The sequence below is a fragment of the Pseudomonas sp. H1h genome (assembly GCF_000633255.1).
Lineage (GTDB): Bacteria > Pseudomonadota > Gammaproteobacteria > Pseudomonadales > Pseudomonadaceae > Aquipseudomonas.
This window is the reverse complement of the sequence record NZ_AYMJ01000008.1, coordinates 281,896-301,580: the sequence shown is the minus strand read 5'-3', so window position 1 is coordinate 301,580 and position 19,685 is coordinate 281,896. Positions and strand designations below refer to the sequence as shown.

The 19,685-nt window shown below is 59.5% G+C and carries 16 protein-coding genes; 10 read left to right on the top strand and 6 right to left on the bottom strand.

What is annotated here, in order from left to right; all coding sequences use genetic code 11:
- Positions 1–8 precede the first annotated feature (8 nt).
- Positions 9–320 carry a DUF202 domain-containing protein gene (locus tag U862_RS29145; protein WP_025109782.1) on the bottom strand — a complete coding sequence of 104 codons (312 nt, stop codon included), beginning with the start codon at positions 318–320 and terminating at the stop codon, positions 9–11.
- Complete coding sequence (locus U862_RS0107315; RefSeq protein ID WP_025109781.1) at positions 317–697, bottom strand: YidH family protein; 381 nt, start codon at positions 695–697, stop codon at positions 317–319. The genes U862_RS29145 and U862_RS0107315 overlap by 4 nt, the downstream gene beginning before the upstream one ends.
- A 178-nt stretch (positions 698–875) precedes the next feature.
- Between U862_RS0107315 and U862_RS0107310 the strand changes: the two genes are divergently transcribed.
- Positions 876–1,808 (top strand): LysR family transcriptional regulator, encoded by a 933-nt coding sequence (locus U862_RS0107310; RefSeq protein ID WP_025109780.1) that lies wholly within the window; start codon positions 876–878, stop codon positions 1,806–1,808.
- 13 nt (positions 1,809–1,821) lie between these two features.
- Here the strand turns inward: U862_RS0107310 and U862_RS0107305 are convergent, their stop codons facing one another.
- The 4 genes from U862_RS0107305 to U862_RS0107290 form a co-directional block, all read right to left on the bottom strand.
- Complete coding sequence (locus tag U862_RS0107305) at positions 1,822–3,120, bottom strand: MFS transporter (protein WP_025109779.1); 1,299 nt, start codon at positions 3,118–3,120, stop codon at positions 1,822–1,824.
- Between the two features lie 67 nt (positions 3,121–3,187).
- Entirely contained in the window at positions 3,188–4,351 is a 1,164-nt protein-coding gene (locus U862_RS0107300; protein ID WP_025109778.1) for an acyl-CoA dehydrogenase family protein, read from the bottom strand.
- Positions 4,352–4,372: 21 nt separating this feature from the next.
- Positions 4,373–5,914 (bottom strand): AMP-binding protein, encoded by a 1,542-nt coding sequence (locus tag U862_RS0107295; RefSeq protein ID WP_025109777.1) that lies wholly within the window; start codon positions 5,912–5,914, stop codon positions 4,373–4,375.
- A gap of 107 nt (positions 5,915–6,021) precedes the next feature.
- Entirely contained in the window at positions 6,022–6,933 is a 912-nt protein-coding gene (locus tag U862_RS0107290) for a LysR family transcriptional regulator (RefSeq protein ID WP_025109776.1), read from the bottom strand.
- Between the two features lie 151 nt (positions 6,934–7,084).
- Between U862_RS0107290 and U862_RS0107285 the strand changes: the two genes are divergently transcribed.
- The 9 genes from U862_RS0107285 (at position 7,085) to tcuB (ending at position 19,659) form a co-directional block, all read left to right on the top strand.
- Positions 7,085–8,425 carry a serine hydrolase gene (locus U862_RS0107285; RefSeq protein ID WP_025109775.1) on the top strand — a complete coding sequence of 447 codons (1,341 nt, stop codon included), beginning with the start codon at positions 7,085–7,087 and terminating at the stop codon, positions 8,423–8,425.
- A gap of 172 nt (positions 8,426–8,597) precedes the next feature.
- A complete protein-coding gene (locus tag U862_RS0107280) occupies positions 8,598–10,418 on the top strand; it encodes a DUF1302 domain-containing protein (protein ID WP_256214637.1) in 1,821 nt (606 codons plus the stop codon).
- A gap of 14 nt (positions 10,419–10,432) precedes the next feature.
- A complete protein-coding gene (locus tag U862_RS0107275) occupies positions 10,433–11,782 on the top strand; it encodes a DUF1329 domain-containing protein (RefSeq protein WP_025109773.1) in 1,350 nt (449 codons plus the stop codon).
- A 55-nt stretch (positions 11,783–11,837) separates the two neighbouring features.
- Positions 11,838–12,947: a hypothetical protein gene (locus U862_RS0107270; RefSeq protein ID WP_025109772.1), complete on the top strand. Its 1,110-nt coding sequence runs from the start codon at positions 11,838–11,840 to the stop codon at positions 12,945–12,947.
- Positions 12,944–15,328: an RND family transporter gene (locus tag U862_RS0107265; protein WP_025109771.1), complete on the top strand. Its 2,385-nt coding sequence runs from the start codon at positions 12,944–12,946 to the stop codon at positions 15,326–15,328. Before U862_RS0107270 ends, U862_RS0107265 begins: the two co-directional genes overlap by 4 nt.
- Positions 15,329–15,593: 265 nt before the next feature.
- Positions 15,594–15,752, top strand: a complete 159-nt coding sequence (locus U862_RS31075; RefSeq protein WP_256214641.1) for a histidine phosphatase family protein — start codon at positions 15,594–15,596, stop codon at positions 15,750–15,752.
- 201 nt (positions 15,753–15,953) lie between these two features.
- On the top strand, positions 15,954–16,889 hold the full coding sequence (locus U862_RS0107260) for a LysR substrate-binding domain-containing protein (protein ID WP_025109770.1): 936 nt from the start codon (positions 15,954–15,956) through the stop codon (positions 16,887–16,889).
- Positions 16,890–17,063: 174 nt separating this feature from the next.
- On the top strand, positions 17,064–18,515 hold the full coding sequence (gene tcuA / locus U862_RS0107255) for an FAD-dependent tricarballylate dehydrogenase TcuA (RefSeq protein ID WP_025109769.1): 1,452 nt from the start codon (positions 17,064–17,066) through the stop codon (positions 18,513–18,515).
- On the top strand, positions 18,502–19,659 hold the full coding sequence (gene tcuB, locus U862_RS0107250; RefSeq protein ID WP_025109768.1) for a tricarballylate utilization 4Fe-4S protein TcuB: 1,158 nt from the start codon (positions 18,502–18,504) through the stop codon (positions 19,657–19,659). The genes tcuA and tcuB overlap by 14 nt, the downstream gene beginning before the upstream one ends.
- The last annotated feature ends 26 nt before the right edge of the window (positions 19,660–19,685 follow it).

The window sequence follows — 19,685 nt, the reverse complement described above, 5'->3', positions numbered from 1 at the left end:
AACTACACTTAGTTTTGCGCCACTACCGCATACAGAACCAAGGTGGCCAACAGCGCTGAACAGAGGCTAAGGACCAACAGCGGCAACGTATTACAGGCCAACCCATGGCCGGTGATGCCATTTCTTGCCCGACCATAGCTGCGACCCTGTTCGAGCATTATCAGCGACGCTTCTAACGTCGCTATGGCAACGACGCCAGTCATCAGCCATCGGTGATGTTGCAGGCAGCGAAGCGCCAGGCAAGCCACCAGCACCAACAACATCTGCGTTCGCCGCCAAGCCAGAAGTGTGCGTTCCGGCTGCAATCCTGTGTCGCTCATCCCTGCCCCCACAGGGCGATCATCACTCCACCGACGAGTACGGCGCAGCCCAACGACAGCAAGGGTGTGAGCGGTGAAATCAACAGCGCCGACTCACGCCGCAGGGCGCGCTCCACGCTCAACCAGCGCCAGAACGCGCCGAGGCTCACAAGCAGACTCATACTCAGTAAACCGACTACCAGCGGGCGTTTCGCACCTGCTACGAACACACCTTGAGAAAAGGCTTCAACCGCGACACCGCTGGCCAACAAAGCGAGGGCCGTGCGGATCCAGGCGAGGAAAGTACGCTCGTTGGCTAAGGTAAAACGCGGGTCAGGATCCTGCCCATTCCCCAGTAAAAACCGATTCAGGGCAGATGAAGTTATATCGGGCTTCATGCGGAGAACTCCTTGGACATGCGCACAACATGTTGAAAAATAACCAGACTGGCGTTGCAAGCAGGACAATAAACAGGTCATATAAAAGCGATGGCGCCATCCTAGTAAGCCGCTGCTACATCCACCAATATCGTCTTTCGATACAGCCCATAACACGCCGGCATGGCCGCGGAATCCCATGACACTCAAACAACTGCGTTATCTGATTGCGATTGCCGAAGCCGGAAGTTTTTCCTCGGCGGCCCGCCGAGCCTACATTGCCCAGCCGGCGCTCAGCCGTCAGATCAACTTGCTGGAAAGCGAGCTGCAAATGCAATTGCTGGAGCGTCTGCACGATGGCGTGAGCCTCACCGATGCCGGGCGGCGCCTGTACGAAATCGCCCGCTCGGTGGTGCAGACCATCGACACCGTCAAGGATGAACTTGAGTCGACCAAGGGCAACCCCAAGGGTCGGGTGGCCATCGCCATACCGGTGACCGCTTCAGCGCTGCTCCTGCCGATGATCATCATTCGCGCCAACGAAAAATTTCCGGGGATTGAATTGGTCGTGCGCGACGGCCTGAGCCAAGAAGGCGGCGAAGCAATCGAGTTGGGCAAGGTCGACTTTGGCATCGTGCCCAACGCCGAAGAGCTTGAGCATGTTCATGCCGAGCCAATTTTCACCGAAGAGCTTTATTGGTTGAGCGTGCAGGCAGCGCCATGCCCTGATGACAGCATCACCCTGGCCAAAGCGGTAGCCAGCACGCTGGTGATGGCGCCACGGGCCAGTTCACATTTGCGTCGGCGAGTGGAGCAGGCCGCGATCGAGGCCGGGCTGGAGCTCAAAGTCCGGTACGAACAACAGACCGCCCAAGGCTTGGCCAGCCTGGTACGCAGCGGTCTGGCCGCGACCATCTGCAACTGGCCGGCGGTGGAGGAAAACCCGCAGCATGTCGCCCGGCGCATCGTCGAACCGAGTGTGCGAAGGACATTATCCATAGCCCACTCGACCCATAGACCCCTGACCTTTGCGGCCTCGTGCATGCGCGACCTGGTGCGCGCGCTATTGATCGACGTGGTGCAGACAGGACGCTGGAAAGGCGAGTTGATCAAGCCCGTTCTGGACCCATGAACGACTGAACCCGTCAGCGCATCGCGAGATCCGCCGCCTGTTCCCGTAGCTGGTTGCGTGACCGCTGCGGGTTCATGGTCAGCAGGCCGATCAGACCGACAACAATCAGGATCGCACCGCACACCGCAAAACCATGGGCATAGCCTTGACCACTGAGACCCTCGGCATTTTGTACCAGGAAACCAGTGACCACCGGCGCTGCCAGGCCGGCCAGGGAACCGCAGGCGTTGCCGATCGCCAGCATGCTGCCGCGTTGGCTGCTGGGCACCACTTCCGCCAACATCGCCGGGCCAATCGAATACATCACGAGCGCCAGGCCACCACTGAGTGTCAGGCAGGCCATACGCTCGACAAAGGGCAGTTCCGGCAGCATCAACGCTGCTGAGAGCACGCCGCTGAGAATAAGACAGAGCGAGACAAATACCCCGCGCGCCACATGCGAAGGCAGCCCCCGGCGCAACAGGCGTTGCGACCACCAGGCCATGATCAGGCTGAGTGGCGTGGTCACGAGCACGAACACCACAAACATGCGCCCGGCACTCATCGAAGCCATGCCCAGGCCTTTTTCCAGGTAGGCCGGCACCCACGTCAACGTCAATGCCAACGACCAGTTCGCGGCAAAATGACCGAGGTAGTTACCGATCACTGTAGGGTCGCACAACAGTCGACGGTAAGGGATCCGGGACTGGTCCACGCGTATACGGGCATCGACCGCTGGGATACCGTCCAGTTTCCCTTCCTCGCCAAAGCGATACCATGCCGCACACCAGATCAAGCCAATCACCGCGAGCACCGCGAAATTGCTGCGCCAGCCGTAATGCAGGCTCATCCAGGGAATCAGCATGCCGGCGACCAACAACCCCATCGCACTGCCGGAATGCAACATCGCCACCGGCAGGCTGCGCTTATTGTCCGGAAACCATTTGTACAAGGCGTGGGTGGCCACGGGTGACGCCGGACCTTCGCCGATGCCCAGCAACACGCGACAGGCAACGATGGTCCATAGCGATGTGGCAAACAGCATGGGCAACTGTATCAGGGCCCAGAACAAGCCCATGCCGAGCAACAGGAAGCGGGTCGGTTTGCGATTGGCCATAAAGCCGCCAACCACAGCCGAAATGGAAAACAGCCAGTGCAAGGCACCGCCAATCAGGCCGAATTCGGCGGGAGTCAATGCCAGCTCCTGCATCATGGGCACGGCGACCAGGCCAATGACAACCTTGTCGAGGAAGTTCACCAACATCATCACCGCCAGCAACGCCGCAATGGTCCAGGCGGCTTTCGGGCGGTAAGTGGATTCGCTGCCGAGCATGGGATACCTCTGATTATTGTTATGGAAAGAAAACGCCCGCCAATCAGGCGGGCGCAAACGCGAGGGCTCAGGCAGGCATCAGGATACCCTTGGCAATGGTGTTTCGTTGAATCTCGCTGGTACCGGTGAGGATTCGCATCATGCGCGTGGCGCGGAACATCCACTCCACCGGATTGCCGCGAATCAACCCGGCGCCGCCATGGACCTGCACGGCGCGGTCGACGATGCGGAACGCCGCCTCGGACGCATACAACTTGCACATCGGTGCCTGGGTCCGGATATCACCACCGGCATCGTTCAACGCCGCCGTGGCGTACATCATGCTACGCGCGGCCAGCAGCTCCGTGGCCATGTCGGCAAGCATGTGATTGACCGCCTGGAACATGGCAATCGGCTTGCCGAACTGGGTGCGAGTGCGGGCGTAGTCGAGCGACAGGTTCAAGGACAGACCAGCCATGCCCAGCATGGTCGGGCAATGCAGCAAGCGGTTCAGGGTGATGCGTCCCATCGCCAGTTTGAAACCCGCGCCCTCTTCGCCGATGCGATTTTCTGCCGGTACGCGGACATTGTCGAGCTGGATATTGCCGTGGCTGCCGCCGCCGGACATTACCTGGTAATCCGCGTCGATTTGCACGTCTGGGCCCTTGAGGTCAACGAAGAACGCCGAGATACCACCCGCGCCCTGCCCCGGCCCGGTCACCGCCAGCAATACGGCGAAGTCCGCATAGGGGGCGCCAGAGATGTAGCGCTTGGCGCCATTGAGTACGTAGTGGTCACCCTCGCGCAGGGCGCTGGTCTTGATCGCACTGGCATCGGACCCCGCCTCGGCTTCCGTCAGAGCGAAACAGACCGCCTTCTCTGCACGGCACACCGGCTGCAGGAACTTCTCGACCTGCACTTCGCTGGCCACCTTGAACAGATGGCCGATACGAGGTGGACCGCTAAGCTCACCCAACACATGGGGCGCCAGCATCGAGCCGGTAAGGATCGCTGCTTCCTTCACCGAACACAGATCGACGACACTCAGCCCCGCGCCACCCAGGGCCTCTGGCAGCATGACGTTGTAAAAGCCCAGTTCGCAAGAGCGCTTCCAGACGTCGGCAAGAATCGCCTTGGGATGGGCTTCGCCCCATTGCAGCTGCTCTTTCTTTTCTAGCGGGATGATTTCATCACGGATGAACGCTTGCATGTCGCTGATGATGCGTTTGGCTTTTTCGCTTGGTTCGATCATTTCGATTTTGCTCCTGCAGCTTCAGATCTTGCGCTGACTGTTTTTCCAGTAACCATCACGAACCAGGCGGCGCACGATTTTACCGTTGGGGTTTTTCGGCAGCTCATCGATGAAATCGACACTGCGTGGTTTCTTGAAGCCCGCCAGGTGCTGGCCGCAGTACTCGATGACTTGTGCCTCGTCGAGGCTGGCACCCGGCTTGAGCACCACCACCGCTTTGATCGCCTCCCCCCACTGCTCATCCGGTACGCCGACCACCGCGGCTTCGAACACCTGCGGCAGGCTGTACAACACCTGCTCGACTTCAGTGGGGTAAATGTTGAAGCCGCCGGAAATGATCATTTCCTTCTTGCGGTCGACGATGAACACGTAACCGCGCTCATCCACCGTGGCCAGGTCGCCGGTGAGGTAGTAACCGTCCTTCATGACTTCGGCGGTCAGCTCCGGTGCCTGCCAGTAACCGGTCATGATGTCGTCACCCTTGACCACGATCTCGCCGATCTCGCCAGGCTGAATATCCTCGAACTGCTCGTTGACCACGCGCAGATCGGTTTCGAAATAGCAGCGGCCACAGGAGGCCAGCAAGCGGCCGTCTTTTTCCAGATGGTCCAGTTCGGTCAGCACCGTCACCAGCGAACAGGTTTCACCGGCACCGTAGCCTTGAGCCAGGATCGGCCCGAACACTTCGATGGCGCGGGTAACCAGCGTCGGAGCCATGGGCGCCGCGCCATACATCACCAGGCGCAGGCTGCTGAGGTCGAAACGCTCCACCCCCTGAACATTGACCAGGCGATTGACCATCGCCGGCACCAGGAACAAGCGCGTGACTCGTTCCTGTTCGATGGTGCGCAACAGCAGTTCGTCGTCGTAGCGTTCAATCAAAAGGTTGCAAGCGCCCACCGCCAGCAGCGGCATGATCTGCATGCCACTGGCGTGGGTAATGGGACCGACATGGGCCATGACATCATCAGGTCCGGCGCCGCGAACCGGGCTGACCAGGCTCTTGCGTACCAGCGCCTTGCGGTTGCCGAAGGTCAGCATCGCCGCTTTCAGTACACCGGAACTGCCCGAGGTGTAGTGCAGCACGGCCAGTTGATCATCGTGAGGATCACTGTTCAGCTCGCGCTCCTCCCCCATGTCGAGGACTTCACGGTAGGGAATGTCACCGCCCTCTTCAGCCAGGACGATGATCCACTTCAGGTGCGGCAATGCCCCGCGATTGGCGCCCAGGGCTTTGGCCGCCGCACTGCCGGTGATTACCGCGACGCTGCGCGAGTCGTTGAGGACGCTGACGATTTCTTCCGGCGACAACCGGGCATTGATCGGCACCTTGACCATGGCCGCCTTGTAGAAGGCCACTTCCGCCTCGACCAGTTCGACGCGGTTCATCGCCAGGATCGCCACATGGGCGCCGGGCTCGAGCCCAAGGTTCAACAAGCCCGAAGCCAGGCGATTGGTGCGCGCTTCAAGTTGTGCGTAGGTAATGCGCTGGCGGCTGTCGACGACAGCCTCATGGACGGGCCAGTAACGCGCACTTCGGCTCAGTAACTTTCCGAGGTTCACTTCTTATTCTCCGAAGCAGGACGTGGTGGGCGATCTTACAAGCGGAGAAAAAAAGCTCGCCAATACAACTCTTGCACGCCCCCCCATAACAAAATGGGATGGCCTGCCTACAACCACTCCTGAATGTTGCGCTCGCAGGACTCGTCCTGGAACAGCTCGATGAGCCGGTTACTGACCGGCGACAGGTGCCCGCCCGGGCGGGTGATCAGGCCGATGCGCCGGCGCAGATCGAGTCCTCCAAGGTCCAGATCCAATGGCGCAAGTCCTGCGGCGTGGGTCATTCGCCCACAACGTGACAGCGTCAGGGTGGGGGTGCCGACGATCAGAGCGAACAGCGCTTCGCTGCTGAAATCGGCTTCGATACGCAACGTTGGCGGCGGCAAACCCTGCTTGATAAAGGCGTTGTCCAGCGCCTGGCGCACGGTGATATGCCCCTCGGGCAGCAACCACTGCTGGTCCTGCAAGTCACTGAGTCGCACCCTCCCCCTGGCAACCAGCGGGTGCCCGGCATCGGCAACCACTGCCAGGCAATCTTCGTACAAAACGTTGGTGTCGAATTCATCGGTGGCTGCCGAAATCGGCATGACCGCCAAATCGATCTCGCCGTCGCGCAGCAGGTCAAGCAGCTCCCGGGCCAGGCGCCGGCGCATGCGCAAGCGCGCCGCCGGGCGCTCGCGCAACAGCCGACGGCAAACGGCGACCACCAGCGCATCGGGCAGCGACGGCGTATAGCCAATTCGCACACCGCCCTGTTCGCCGTTGCGGATGCTGCGCATCTCTGCGAGGGCATCGTCATAGTCACGGCTCAGGCGCCGGGCACGCTCCAGGAACAGCTCCCCGGCCTGGGTCATGCGCATGCCGGTCGAGGTACGCTCGAACAGCATGACGCCCAACTGCGTCTCGACCCGACGCACGGCCTTGGTCAAGGACGGCTGGGTAATACCCAGTTGATCCGCGGCCTTGCCGACCGTCCCGTACTGCTGAACGGCAATGATGTATTCAAGGTCACGAACGTCCATGGCATTCCTTTTGGCTATGTATCTATAGCTGCTGATGCATTGCGCATAGATATATCCCGCTCTCAGACTGGAATCAATGTCGGCTCACCACCGAGCTGCAACGCAGGGGATCGGCGCTCCCCTCACGCTGTAATGTCAGGAGATAACAAGAATGAGTTGTATAACGCCCGTAATCCCAACCTCGCTCACCGGTTGCAAGCGCGTGCTGCCAGCGCTGCTGCTGGCGCTCATCAGCGCCCACAGCCAGGCCGCCAGTGACAGCACCGACCCCATCCGCTTGGGGGTGATGCAAGGTTTTCCTCCCGCTATGGACAAGCGCGTGACCAGACAGAATGCCTTCGAAATGCCCAACCTGCGCTGGGCCTTGCGCAACGCCAGGGCGTTGTCCGCGACCACGGGCATTCGGCGCGCACCCAGCCCGTTGATGCTCAAGGCTGGCGACGATTCAGCGCTCGACCCGTTGCAGTTCAGTGTCGGTGAGCAGTCGCTGACCTTGGCGCAATATCTGCACGACACCTGCACCGATGGTTTTATCGTTCTGCAAGGCGGCAAGGTGGTGTACGAGCGTTATCTCGATTCCTTCGGTCCCGGTCAGTTGCATATCTGGGCGTCGATGACCAAATCGGTCACCGGCGTACTCGCCGCCAGCCTGATTGCCGAAGGCAAGATGTCGCCCGAGGCAAAACTGGCCAGCTATGTGCCGGAACTGGTCGGTACACCCTTTGGCGAGGCTACCGTGCAACAAAACCTCGATATGCAGGTAGAGGCCGTCTACCCCGACAAGGTGCCACCGGACATCGGCCTGTTTGCCGCAGCCGGGATCGTGCCGCGCAAGCCAGGCATGCCCGACAGCATCTACAGTTTCCTTCAAGCCGCCACCTTGCCTGCGACGGCCAGCGCCACACCGATCTGGTACTACCAGAATGGCTCGCCGGAGGCCGTGGCGTGGGCCATTCGTAAGATCACCGGCAAGACTTGGGCGCAACTGGTGTCTGAGCGCATCTGGTCGCAGTTCGCCGAGGAGGATGCCTACACCCAGATCGACGCATTGGGCACCGAGATGGCCAGCGGCGGCATGAGCAGCACCCTGCGCGATGCTGCGCGATTTGCCGAAGCCATTCGCCTTGCCCAGGCCAGAACCGACGGCAAATCGCCCTTCGTCCAGGGTGTGCAACTGGCTCTCAGCCCCAAGGACAATCAGGCCCTGATCGCCCAGAGCGCCAAGGCTCGGGATCGTACCGGCTACTCCTACCATGACTACTGGTACCAGAAGAACGATGGCGACGGGTCGATCGAAGCCGCCGGGCGCTTCGGCCAGCGCATCTACATCAACCCCAAACGTGAACTGGTCATCGTCAAGATGTCCTCGGCGCCGGATCTCGCCCCCCGGCCAACCAGCGCTGGCACGGCGCCGGCAGTGCCGCGTCAGGCGGCGGACAGCACCGCCGCGTTCAACAGCATGGTCAGCGCTCTGATTCCGGCCTTGCGCTAGCGAATCCCTTGACCGGTCCTCCGGGCCGGTGGTTGCAACCCCAGTTGATTCAACAGCACCTGGCTGATGCTGCGCCGAGTGCTGCGCGTCTTCCTATAAAAATAATTAAGAGGCAGCCACCATGAGCTCCCAACGAGCCCGTCGTAAATCAGCAGCACAACAACGAACACTGGTGAGCTTTTTGCTCACGCCCCTGGCCTGCGCGCTTTGCAACTACGCCAGTGCCGCCGAATTCAATTGGGGTGAAGTCAGCGGCCGCTACAACGGCAGCCTCAGCGTCGGTGGCGTGTGGAGCGCGGAGAAACCCAGTGCCGACAATATCTTCCGAGGCAATGCCAACGCCATCGGTTATGGCAAGCCGGGTGACTTCAACGCCAGTGGGGGTCGTACCGGCGATGACGGGCGCCTGAACTTTCGCAAGCGCAACCTTGTGTCGTCACCGATCACCCTGCTGGCAGAAATGGAACTGAACTGGCGCAATTACGGCGCCTTCGTTCGGGGCAAGGCCTGGTACGACTACACCCTGAACAATCGTGAAGTGGACTTTGGTCACTCATCCAACGGCTACAAGTCCGACAGCAAGCTGGACGACAGCCACTTCGACGAACTGGCCAGGTTTCAAGGCCTGGCCTTGCTGGACGCCTATGTATTCGGTGACTTCACTATCGCTGATCACCCGCTCAACGCACGGGTCGGTAATCAGGTGATCAACTGGGGCGAAGGCCTGTACTTTCAGAACGGGATCAACGCCATCAATCCGATCGACGTCGCTGCCTTGCGCCGTCCGGGATCACAGGTCAAGGAAGCGTTATTGCCGGTGCCCATGCTCTACGGCAATTTCGGTGTGACCGACAACCTCAACCTCGAAGCTTTTTATCAATTGCAATGGCGCAAAACCGTGCTGGAAGGTTGCGGAACCTATTTCTCCACCAACGACTTCATTCCCGAAGGCTGCTACGGGGTACCGCGAGGAGGCGCCAATGACCCGGCCAGTTTTGCCAACGACCAGATCATCCGGCGTGCCGACGACAACGACCCCTCCGACGCCGGCCAGTTCGGCGCGGCCCTGCGCTATTTCGCCGACAGCATCGACACCGAGTTCGGTGCCTATGCCATGAACATTCACGCACGCACGCCCTACTCTAGCCTGATCACCGACCTGCGCCCGGACACTGGCGCTGGCTGGCTGCCCAATCAACAAGCCACCAATGGCCGCTACTTTGCCGACTTCCCCGAGGACATCCGCATTTATGGCCTGAGCTTCTCGACCAATCTGTGGGGCACTTCGGTGTTCGGCGAATACAGCTTTCGCCCCAACCAGCCTGTGCAACTGGCTACCGGTGACCTGATCCCTGCCTTCGCCGGCAACCCCACCCAGCTCGGGCAGCTGATCGGGCAGGACATTACCTTGGGCCAGGATGCACTCAACGCCACACCAGGCTCGACGTACAACGGTTACGACCGCCGCAAAATCTCGCAGCTGTCCCTAGGCGCACTCAAGTCCTTTCCCCAGGTCATGGGTGCCGACAGCCTCAACCTCGTCGGCGAGGTGGGCATGAAGTACATGCACGACTTGCCGAGCCTCGACGACCGACGTTATGCCAAGGCCGACACCTTCGGGTCGGACCTTGCCAATGGCAATGCAAGAGGCTGCCTGCTCGGTGTGCCCGAGGTCGGCTACCGCAAGCTCGGCTGCTCCAGCGATGGCTACACCAGCAAGTTCGCCTGGGGCTACCGCATGCGTGCGCAACTGAACTACCCCGGCCTGCTGGCCGGGATCAACGTTTCGCCCTACATCGCGTTCGGCCAGGACATCAAAGGCTGGTCGTATGACGGCGTTTTCTCCGAAGACCGTTTGCTCGGTTCGGTAGGTACCAAGTTCGATTACCTGCAGAAATATTCTGCAGAGCTGTCCTGGTCCGGTAGCGGCAATAGCCCCTTCGCCGCCACCGACAAGGATTTTGTTTCCCTCAGCCTGCGCGTGGGCTTCTGAACCTGAGGTTTACCATGAAAACAACAATGCTCCGCACTGCCGCTCTGGGCAGCATGCTCAGCCTGATCAGCACATTGGCGATGGCCGGGCTGGAGGCCAGCCAAGTCAATCGACTGGGCCAGGACCTGACCCCCACCGGCGCCGAAAAAGCCGGTAACGCCGATGGCGGCATTCCGGCCTGGACCGGCGGCCTGACCCAGCCTCCGGGCGGTTTTACGCCGGGCCAGGGCTATGTCGATCCGTTCGCCAACGAACAGCCGCTGTATACCGTCAATGCCGCCAACCTGAAGCAATACGCCGCGCACCTGACGCCGGGTTACCAGGCCATGCTGGCCAAATACCCGGACTTCTCGATGGCGGTTTATCCCAGCCATCGGACCGCAGCCCTGCCGCAGGAGGCCTACGCGCAGATCCGTAAGGAAGCGACCAGCGTCAGCCTTGCCGATGGCGGCAATGGCCTGGTTGGCTATGAGAAAAGCAGCGTGCCCTTCCCGATTCCCAAGACGGGCGTGGAGGTACTGTTCAACCATTTCGTGCGCTATCGCACCGGTGGTTACCTGTTCTACCCCACTGAAATGGTGGTGCAGAGCAATGGCAACTTCACGCCGATCCGTCGTGAAGTCAAAGCCATCATGGCCTCGTCCATGGGCAACCCTGAACCGAATCGTCTCTATTACTACTTCGGCAAGGTGACCTCGCCGGAAAGCGTGGCCGGCGGCCAGACCCTGATTCACGAGCCCATCGACCAAACCCGGGAAGCCCGTCTGGCCTGGACCTACAACCCCGGCCAGCGTCGCGTATTGCGTGCACCGGAAGCCGCCTATGACTCACCACTGGGCACCTCCGATGGTCTGCGCACCTACGACACTATCGACGTGTACAACGGTGCCACCGACAAGTACCAGTGGAAGTTGCTCGGCAAGAAAGAAATGCTGGTGCCCTACAACACCTACAAGCTGGCCAACCGCTCGCTTAAGTACAAGGACATCATCCAGCCCAACCACTTGAATCAGGATTTGCTGCGTTACGAGATGCACCGCGTCTGGGTGGTCGAAGCGACCCTGAAGCCGGGCGAGCGGCACATCTACGCCAAACGGGTGTTCTACGTTGATGAAGATAGCTGGAGCATCCTGGCTGCTGATCTCTATGACGGTCGCGGCGAGTTGTGGCGCGTCCAGGAAGCCCACTCGCTGCAACGCTACGACGTGCTCTCGGCCATGCACATCAGCGAAGTGGTCTACGACCTGCAGGCACGGCGTTATGCGGTTTACGGCCTGGAGAACGAAGAACGCAGTGCGCAATTCGGCATTACCGCCAAGTTGACAGACTTCAGCCCTTCGGCCCTGCGCCGCTCGGGTCGCTGACCCCTGCCCCGGGATGGCCTTGCGGCCATCCTCCCGCGATTTTGAGAGTCACGCGATGAATAAGCCTAACCTTGCCTGCCGGGCTGTTCTCTTGAGCCTGAGCCTCGGCATGCTGTCCACGACAGCGTGCGCAGCGCCACTGACCGATCGGCTCGAACGTTCCTCACCTCTCAGTGCCAGGGCACAGAACGCGCTCCTGACCGACCTGCAACGTGTGGGCGATCACCTGGTTATGGTCGGTGCCGATGGCCACATCTTGCTGCGCTCGAATGATGGCCGAATTGAACAGGCTCATGTACCCGTAGACCTCCTACTGACAGCCGTGCACTTCGTCGATGACCGCCAGGGTTGGGCGGTAGGCCACGACGGTGTGGTACTTCATAGCGCCGATGCTGGCGTCAACTGGACCCGACAGCTCGATGGCAAGGCCATCAATGCGTTGATGCTTGAGTGGGCGCAACGTGAGGTCGAACGCCTGGAAGCCGACACGACGGCAACCGAGCCGGCGCAGGAGAACGCTCGTTTTGCCCTGGACGACATCAGCGCCGGTATGGACGCCGGGCCGTCTCGTCCCTTACTGGACGTCTGGTTTCGCGACGCCCGCGAAGGCTGGGTCGTCGGTGCCTACGGGATCGTCTTGCATACTACCGATGGCGGCATTAGCTGGGCCTATGTACCCGAGCTGGACAACCCTGATCGCCTGCACTTGAACACGGTGCTGGGGCTGGCCAATGGCGACCTGATGATCGCCGGGGAAGGCGGACGCCTTTATCGGCAGTCTGCCGGTCGGTGGCAACCAGCGCAGGTGCTGACGCCGGCATCGCTTTACAAATTGACGCAGCTGCGCGACGGCCATGTACTGGCCATGGGTTTCGGCGGCGCGCTGTTTATCAGCAAGGACGATGGCCAGCAGTGGCAAGCCAGTCGCCTGTCGAACGGGTCCCACCTGTACGGCGCCGAACAACTGCCGGACGACAGTGTGTTGATCACCGGCCAGGCCGGTCTGATCTACAGCCATGACATGCAGCAATTGCGCGTCTTGCAGGTACGCGACAAATCCGTCTGGCTGGGAGCGGCCGCGCTGCCTGACGGGACGCTGGCGCTGGTAAGTAACCGTGGGTTGCGCCTGCTCGAACCGAATGAGATCAAGGAGTACTTGCAATGAATGCCCCCGCCAGCCGACGACTGCCGACACAAGCACGCTCGGCCAGCCCTGAGTCGCGATGGATGACCGCACTGGAACATCTGCTGTTCCAACATCGGGTGGCCGTGCTGACCCTGTTCGTACTGGTCTCGTTGCTGCTGGGCTACAAAGCCCTGGCGCTGAAAGCGGATGCCAGCTTCACCCGGATGATTCCCACCAGCCACCCCTACATCAAGAACTACTTGCGATTCGAGGAAGTGCTTCGCCCGCAAAGCAACGTGCTGCGCATCATTGTAGAGAATCCACAGGGCGACATCCTGACACCAGGGTTTCTCGATACCCTGCGTGAAGTCAACGACCGGATCTTCTACATCGCCGGGGTCGACCGGGGCAAACTCAAATCACTGTGGACGCCGAACGCGGTATGGTCAGAAGTCACCACCGACGGCGTGCGCAGCGGCCGGGTGATCCCCGATGGTTACGATGGCAGCGCGCAGTCCCTGGCCCAGGTGCGGCAGAACATTCTGCGGGCCAACATGCTTGGCAGCCTGGTGGCCAATGACTTGCGCTCCACCATTATCCGCGTGCCATTGCTCGATACCGACCCACAAACGGGCCAGCCTCTGGACTACGGCGCGTTCAGCCAAGCGCTGGACACGCAGATACGCGCTCACTTTGCGGATCGTGGCGTGACCATACGAGTGATCGGCTTTGCCCAGATCATTGGCGATCTGCTCGCGGCGACGGCAAACATCGCGCTGTTCTTCGTTATCACCGTAGTGCTGATCAGCGTGCTGCTCTTCGCCTATTGTCGTTGCTGGCGCAGTACGGCGGTGACCGTAGCGACCTGCCTGCTGACCGTCGTGGGCCAACTGGGCATACTTGATCTGCTCGGCTATGGTCTGGACCCCTACTCGATCCTGATCCCTTTCCTGATATTCGCCATCGGCATCAGCCATGCGGTGCAGAACATCAACCTGATGGTCAGCGAAGCAGCCCAGGGGTACGACGCGACACAAGCCTCACGACGCACCTTCCGTGCCCTGTTCATCCCTGGCACCACGGCGCTGCTGGCCGATGCCATCGGCTTCATGACCTTGCTGGTGATCGATATCGGGGTGATCAAGCAATTGGCAATCACCGCCAGCATTGGGGTATTCGTCGCCATCTTCACCAAGATGTTCCTGCTACCGGTATTGATGTCCTATGTCGGCGTCAGTCCCTACGCCATTGCCCGACAACATGCCCGAGCCCGGGCTTCCTGGCCGGTGTTTCGCCGCCTGGCGGCGGTCGTCGAACCACGGCTGGCCATCGCCCTGGTTCTCGGCAGCCTGTTGCTGCTGGCGGTGGGTTATCAGGCCCGGCAGGACTTGAAGATCGGTGACCTCAACGAAGGTGCGCCGGAGTTCCGTTCCGACTCCCGATACAACCAGGACAACGCCTATCTGCTTTCCCACTACACGACCAGCACAGACCTGTACGTAGTGATGTTCAGGACGCCCGCCGAACAGTGCTCGCGCTTTGCGGCCGCAGACTTTGCCCATCAGTTCGCGCGGCAACTGCGGCAGGTCGAAGGCGTGGAATCTGTGCAATCGCTGTATGACACCATGCGCTTCAATATCGTGGCGCGTAACGAAGGCAATCCAAAATGGGCAGAACTTTCCCGTGACCCATACGTGATGAACAATGCCCGCTCCGGTGCCCCCGCCGAACAGGTCGATAGCAATTGCAGCCTGGTACCCATCAATCTCTATCTGCGAGATCACAAGGCCCAGACGCTGAGCCGGGTCAGTGAGGCCGTCGAACAGTTCAACCAGCAATTCGCCTCCGTCCCGTTTGAGATACTTCAGGCAGCAGGCAACGGCGGTATAGAAGCCGCCACCAACAGTGTTATCAAGCACTCCGAAAAGCTGATGTTGGGGCTGGTGTTTGCGATCATTTCCATGGTGGTACTGTGGGAATTCAGGTCGGTAAAAGTCACCGTTGCCCTTATGGCACCGCTCTACCTCTCTACGGTGTTGTGCGAGGCGGTAATGGCAAAAATGGGGCTTGGCGTGAAAATCGCCACACTGCCGGTCATCGCTCTGGGTGTCGGCATCGGTGTCGACTACGGTATTTACCTTTACAGCCGTATGGAGCATTTCCTGCTCAAAGGCATGGGTTTACGACAGGCCTATTTCGAAGCGCTGAAAACCACAGGTACATCCGTCGCATTCACTGGGATAACGCTTGCCCTAGGGGTGAGCACCTGGGCGTTTTCGTCTTTGAAGTTCCAGGCGGATATGGGTTTGCTGCTGGTACTGCTGTTTATCTGGAACATGGTAGGCGCATTAGTGCTGATGCCAGCTCTGATTTCGTTGTTGGGTATCAGGAGGTCAGGCGAGACAGAAGGTTTTCGCTAGCACATTGGTTAAGTTGAAAAGTCCACGCGCTGAGTGATGCTATGCGCAAAGTTACAAGAACACGGGCGCTAAGCATCTCCATTCGTAGTCATTGAATGACGGCTCATGGAGCTCGCTGCCTTTCGCGAAGGGCAGCTATGGGTCGGCAACTGACCTTCGCGAAAGGCACAAAACGGCCAAAAGGGGACGCTTACCGATCCCAGGTGAATTTCAGAATGTAACGACTTGGGTCGAACAGTATTAGGCGAACGCAGATCCGTCCTACATTGATGGAGAAGGTGCCGAGTCGTTTCTGGAGTTTGTTGGCCGCGCACGATCGTTCTTAAATTGCCTCGTCACGCACCCGGCGCGAGACACCCTAGTCTTTTCGCACGGACAATTTCTCAATGCGGTAGCGTGGCTCATCGAACGTAAGCCAGTTTAGGTTGATGACCAAGCGATGATCGAGTGGCGCAGGTACGAGATCGATAATCACGTCCCTAGTGGTGATGGCTATGTAGAGACCCACTTTTTCAGCGACTCGTTGTGGACTGTGATTAATTCAATCGACATAGATGGGACGGTTACGCTCTCGCCCATCCAAACACTAGACCTTCCAATAGAAATTGAGATGGGGCTGCAACTCTTGGAACTAAGACAACTGCGCTATTTTGTAAAAATAATCGAAGAAGGCAGCTTGGGACGCGCAGCTCTTGAGCTGGAAGTCGGCGTTTCTGCTTTAAGCCAACAGATCGCCAAACTCGAAAACGAACTATCTACCCGCCTCCTGAATCGCACAACCACCGGTGTTACACCGACCAGCGCCGGTATGGCATTTCTACACCACGCCCAGTTGTGTCTACGGCAAGCCGACAATGCAATCTTGGCAGCCCATCGAGGTCGCATGAGCGGGTACGTGACTGTAGGATTACCGCCTACGACTGCGACCATTCTTGCCCTTCCTTTGATCAACGCCATGCGCGAGCGTTATCCAGATATTCAGTTGCATCTAGTGGAGATGCTATCCGGGCATTTGGCCGCGCAACTCAATGCACGCCAGATTGATTTAGCCATTCTGTTTCAACTCGAAGGTGGCAAGCGATGGAGCGTGACACCGTTGCTCGATGAAAAACTTTTTGTCATCACCTCCCCGCATCTATCCCACGCGCCAAAGGGCAGCAGCGTGCAGCTGGTGGATCTGGGCCAGCTTCCGTTGGTGATGCCCAGCGTACAACACGGCTTGCGTTCGACGCTCATGGCTGCGTTTGAACGTTTGGGTATGGCGCCCAACATCATCATGGAAGTGGACGGTCTTGGCGTGCTGATGAACGCCGTTCGCTCAGGTCACGCCGCAACCATCCAACCAGGTGCCGCCGCGGCACTCAGCGGTGAGTCAGGTCTGTCCGTGGTGCAAATTTCGGATGCACACGTGGGGCGACGAAACCTGTTGGCGACGCTGGCTGAGGATGAGTTATCGCCTGCCGCCCTAGCGGCACGGCGGGTCATCACCGATGTCGCTCGACAGTTGGTCATGGAGCATCAATGGCCGGGAGCTTCGTGGATCGAAGATATTGCGCCGTGACCGTCGCAATGCCCTCCTCTCTTGACCCCGGATCAGCAATAACGGCGCAAAGCCTTTAATAAAACTAAACACCCCAATTCGTTCAGCACCTTTCGACGCCAAGCTACCTGCCTTACCGTCTCCCCACTCGCGAGGAGCCCTTCGTTCATGTCTCCTCGCGACCGAGGAGCGATGATGATCGATGTCTTAGTAATTGGTGGCGGCAACGCTGCCCTGTGCGCAGCACTGATGGCCCGCGAGTCAGGTGCCAGTGTGATGTTGCTGGAGGGTTCCCCAAAAATCTGGCGTGGCGGCAATTCACAACACACCCGAAACCTGCGCTGCATGCATGACGCACCGCAGGATGTGCTGGTGGGCGCCTATCCCGAAGAAGAGTACTGGCAGGATCTGCTGAAGGTCACCGGCGGGATCACCAACGAAAAACTCGCCCGTATCGTCATTCGTGCGTCGTCTAGTTGCCGCGGCTGGATGCGCTCACACGGTGTGCATTTTCAGCCACCGTTGTCCGGAGCCCTGCATGTTGCACGCACTAATGCGTTTTTTATGGGCGGTGGCAAAGCACTGGTCAACGCCTACTTTCGCAGTGCCGAGCGTTTAGGCGTCAATATTCGCTACAACGCGCAAGTCACCGACATCGAGTTGAAGGATGGCAAATTTATCGCGGCCCACATCGGTGAGCGTGAAGTCAATGGGCAACATTTTCCCGCCGAGCGAGTTCTGGCCAAGACCTGCGTTCTGGCCGCCGGAGGTTTCGAATCCAACCGTGAATGGCTGCGCGAGGCGTGGGGCCAGAATGAGCGCGGCGAGTGGCCCTCTGACAACTTCCTTATTCGCGGCACACGCTTTAATACCGGTGTATTGCTGCGACGCATGCAGGACTTGGGTGCCGATATCATTGGCGATCCAACCCAGGCTCACATGGTGGCTATCGACGCTCGCGCTCCACTTTACGACGGAGGCATCTGTACCCGTATCGACTGCGTGTCGTTGGGTGTGGTGGTCAATCGCGCCGGCGAACGCTTCTATGACGAGGGCGAAGACTTCTGGCCGAAACGCTATGCGATCTGGGGCCGTCTGGTGGCGGGACAACCCGGCCAGCAGGCATATTCCATCATCGACCAGCAGGCGATCGGTCGTTTCATGCCACCTGTGTTTCCGGGTACCAAGGCCAACTCCCTGCAAGAACTCGCCCGCCTGTTGAACCTACCGGTGGCGCAATTCGTCAAAACTATCGAGGACTACAACAAGGCTTGCCATGTCGGTACTTTCGACCACACCGCGTTGGACGATTGCCACACCGAAGGTCTCACACCCGCCAAAACCCATTGGGCTCGCCCATTAGGCAAGCCTCCCTTCTATGCCTACCCGCTCAAACCTGGGGTGACCTTCACCTATATGGGCCTGGCGACCGACGAAACCGCCGCCGTTCACTTCAGCGGCGAGGCCAGCCCCAACCTGTTTGTCGCAGGAGAAATGATGGCGGGCAACGTTCTCGGCAAGGGCTACACCGCCGGCATCGGCATGGCCATCGGTACTGCATTTGGGCGCATCGCCGGTGTGCAGGCAGCGGCAGCGGCCGGTTTCATGACTTCTTCAGCGACGGAATTTCAACATGCAGCTGTTTGATCCCAATGCCCCCGGCAATCTGATTCCGGTGCTCAACCTCGAAGAAAGCGAAGTGCAGCGGCAAATGACGGTGTGCAATGCCTGCCGTTATTGCGAGGGTTTCTGCGCGGTCTTTCCGGCCATGACGCGGCGGCTGGAGTTTTCCCAGGCGGACATTCACTACCTGGCGAATCTCTGCCACAACTGCGGCGCGTGCCTGCATGCCTGTCAGTACGCAGCCCCCCACGAATTCGAAATCAATGTGCCAAAAGCGATGGCCAAAGTTCGCCTCGACACGTACGCCGAGTACGCCTGGCCACAGGCAATGGGCAAGTTGTATCGGCGCAACGGGTTGACGCTGGCACTGGCCTCCGGGGTGGGGCTGGCGTCGTTCCTGTGCCTCACGTTGTTGTTGATGGGCAACCTCTTCACGGCGATACCCGGTGGGAATTTCTACGGAATTTTTCCGCATAACACCCTGGCGATGATGTTCGGCGCGGTCTTCTGTTTCGCCGTACTGGCGTTGACGATCGGCGTGCGGCATTTCTGGCGCAACGTATCACCCGCCGATGCGCCGGCACAGGAAAAAACCGCTGCGGCATTGGAGGCCACAGGCAACATCGCCCGACTCAAATACCTGGACGGTGGTCATGGCGAAGGTTGCAATAACGCCGATGATAAATTCACCTTATGGCGGCGTCGTTTCCACCATTTCACCTTCTACGGCTTCCTGCTGTGTTTCGCCGCCACCGGTGTCGCGACGCTCTACCATTTCCTGCTGGACTGGTCAGCACCCTACCCCGTCCTTAGTGTGCCAGTAATGCTTGGTATCGCAGGAGGAATCGGTCTGCTGGTCGGCCCCGCAGGATTGTTGTGGCTGAACCTGCTTCGCAATCCTGAGCACGGCGACCAAAATCAGAAACCCATGGACCGCGGTTTCATTGCGCTGCTGTTTTTGGTCAGCGCCAGCGGCCTGGCACTCCTGGCATTTCGTGAAACTTCAGCACTGGGCCTGATGCTGGCGATCCACCTCGGATTGGTCATGGCGTTTTTTCTGACCATGCCCTACAGCAAATTCGCCCATGGCATCTTCCGCAGCGCCGCGCTGCTCAAGTACTCCATCGAAAAACGCCAACCCAACCCGATCAATGCCGGAAGCGACTGATCGTTGCCAACCATTCCAAAAATAAT

What these genes read in the sequence shown, in the direction of transcription:
- U862_RS0107290 (WP_025109776.1), bottom strand. Translation starts at nt 6,933, where the DNA reads ATGGACGTTCGTGACCTTGAATACATCATTGCCGTTCAGCAGTACGGG.
- U862_RS0107275 (WP_025109773.1), top strand. Translation starts at nt 10,433, where the DNA reads ATGAAAACAACAATGCTCCGCACTGCCGCTCTGGGCAGCATGCTCAGC.
- U862_RS0107285 (WP_025109775.1), top strand. Translation starts at nt 7,085, where the DNA reads ATGAGTTGTATAACGCCCGTAATCCCAACCTCGCTCACCGGTTGCAAG.
- U862_RS0107270 (WP_025109772.1), top strand. Translation starts at nt 11,838, where the DNA reads ATGAATAAGCCTAACCTTGCCTGCCGGGCTGTTCTCTTGAGCCTGAGC.
- U862_RS0107310 (WP_025109780.1), top strand. Translation starts at nt 876, where the DNA reads ATGACACTCAAACAACTGCGTTATCTGATTGCGATTGCCGAAGCCGGA.
- U862_RS0107305 (WP_025109779.1), bottom strand. Translation starts at nt 3,120, where the DNA reads ATGCTCGGCAGCGAATCCACTTACCGCCCGAAAGCCGCCTGGACCATT.
- tcuA (WP_025109769.1), top strand. Translation starts at nt 17,064, where the DNA reads ATGATCGATGTCTTAGTAATTGGTGGCGGCAACGCTGCCCTGTGCGCA.
- U862_RS0107300 (WP_025109778.1), bottom strand. Translation starts at nt 4,351, where the DNA reads ATGATCGAACCAAGCGAAAAAGCCAAACGCATCATCAGCGACATGCAA.
- tcuB (WP_025109768.1), top strand. Translation starts at nt 18,502, where the DNA reads ATGCAGCTGTTTGATCCCAATGCCCCCGGCAATCTGATTCCGGTGCTC.
- U862_RS0107315 (WP_025109781.1), bottom strand. Translation starts at nt 697, where the DNA reads ATGAAGCCCGATATAACTTCATCTGCCCTGAATCGGTTTTTACTGGGG.
- U862_RS29145 (WP_025109782.1), bottom strand. Translation starts at nt 320, where the DNA reads ATGAGCGACACAGGATTGCAGCCGGAACGCACACTTCTGGCTTGGCGG.
- U862_RS0107265 (WP_025109771.1), top strand. Translation starts at nt 12,944, where the DNA reads ATGAATGCCCCCGCCAGCCGACGACTGCCGACACAAGCACGCTCGGCC.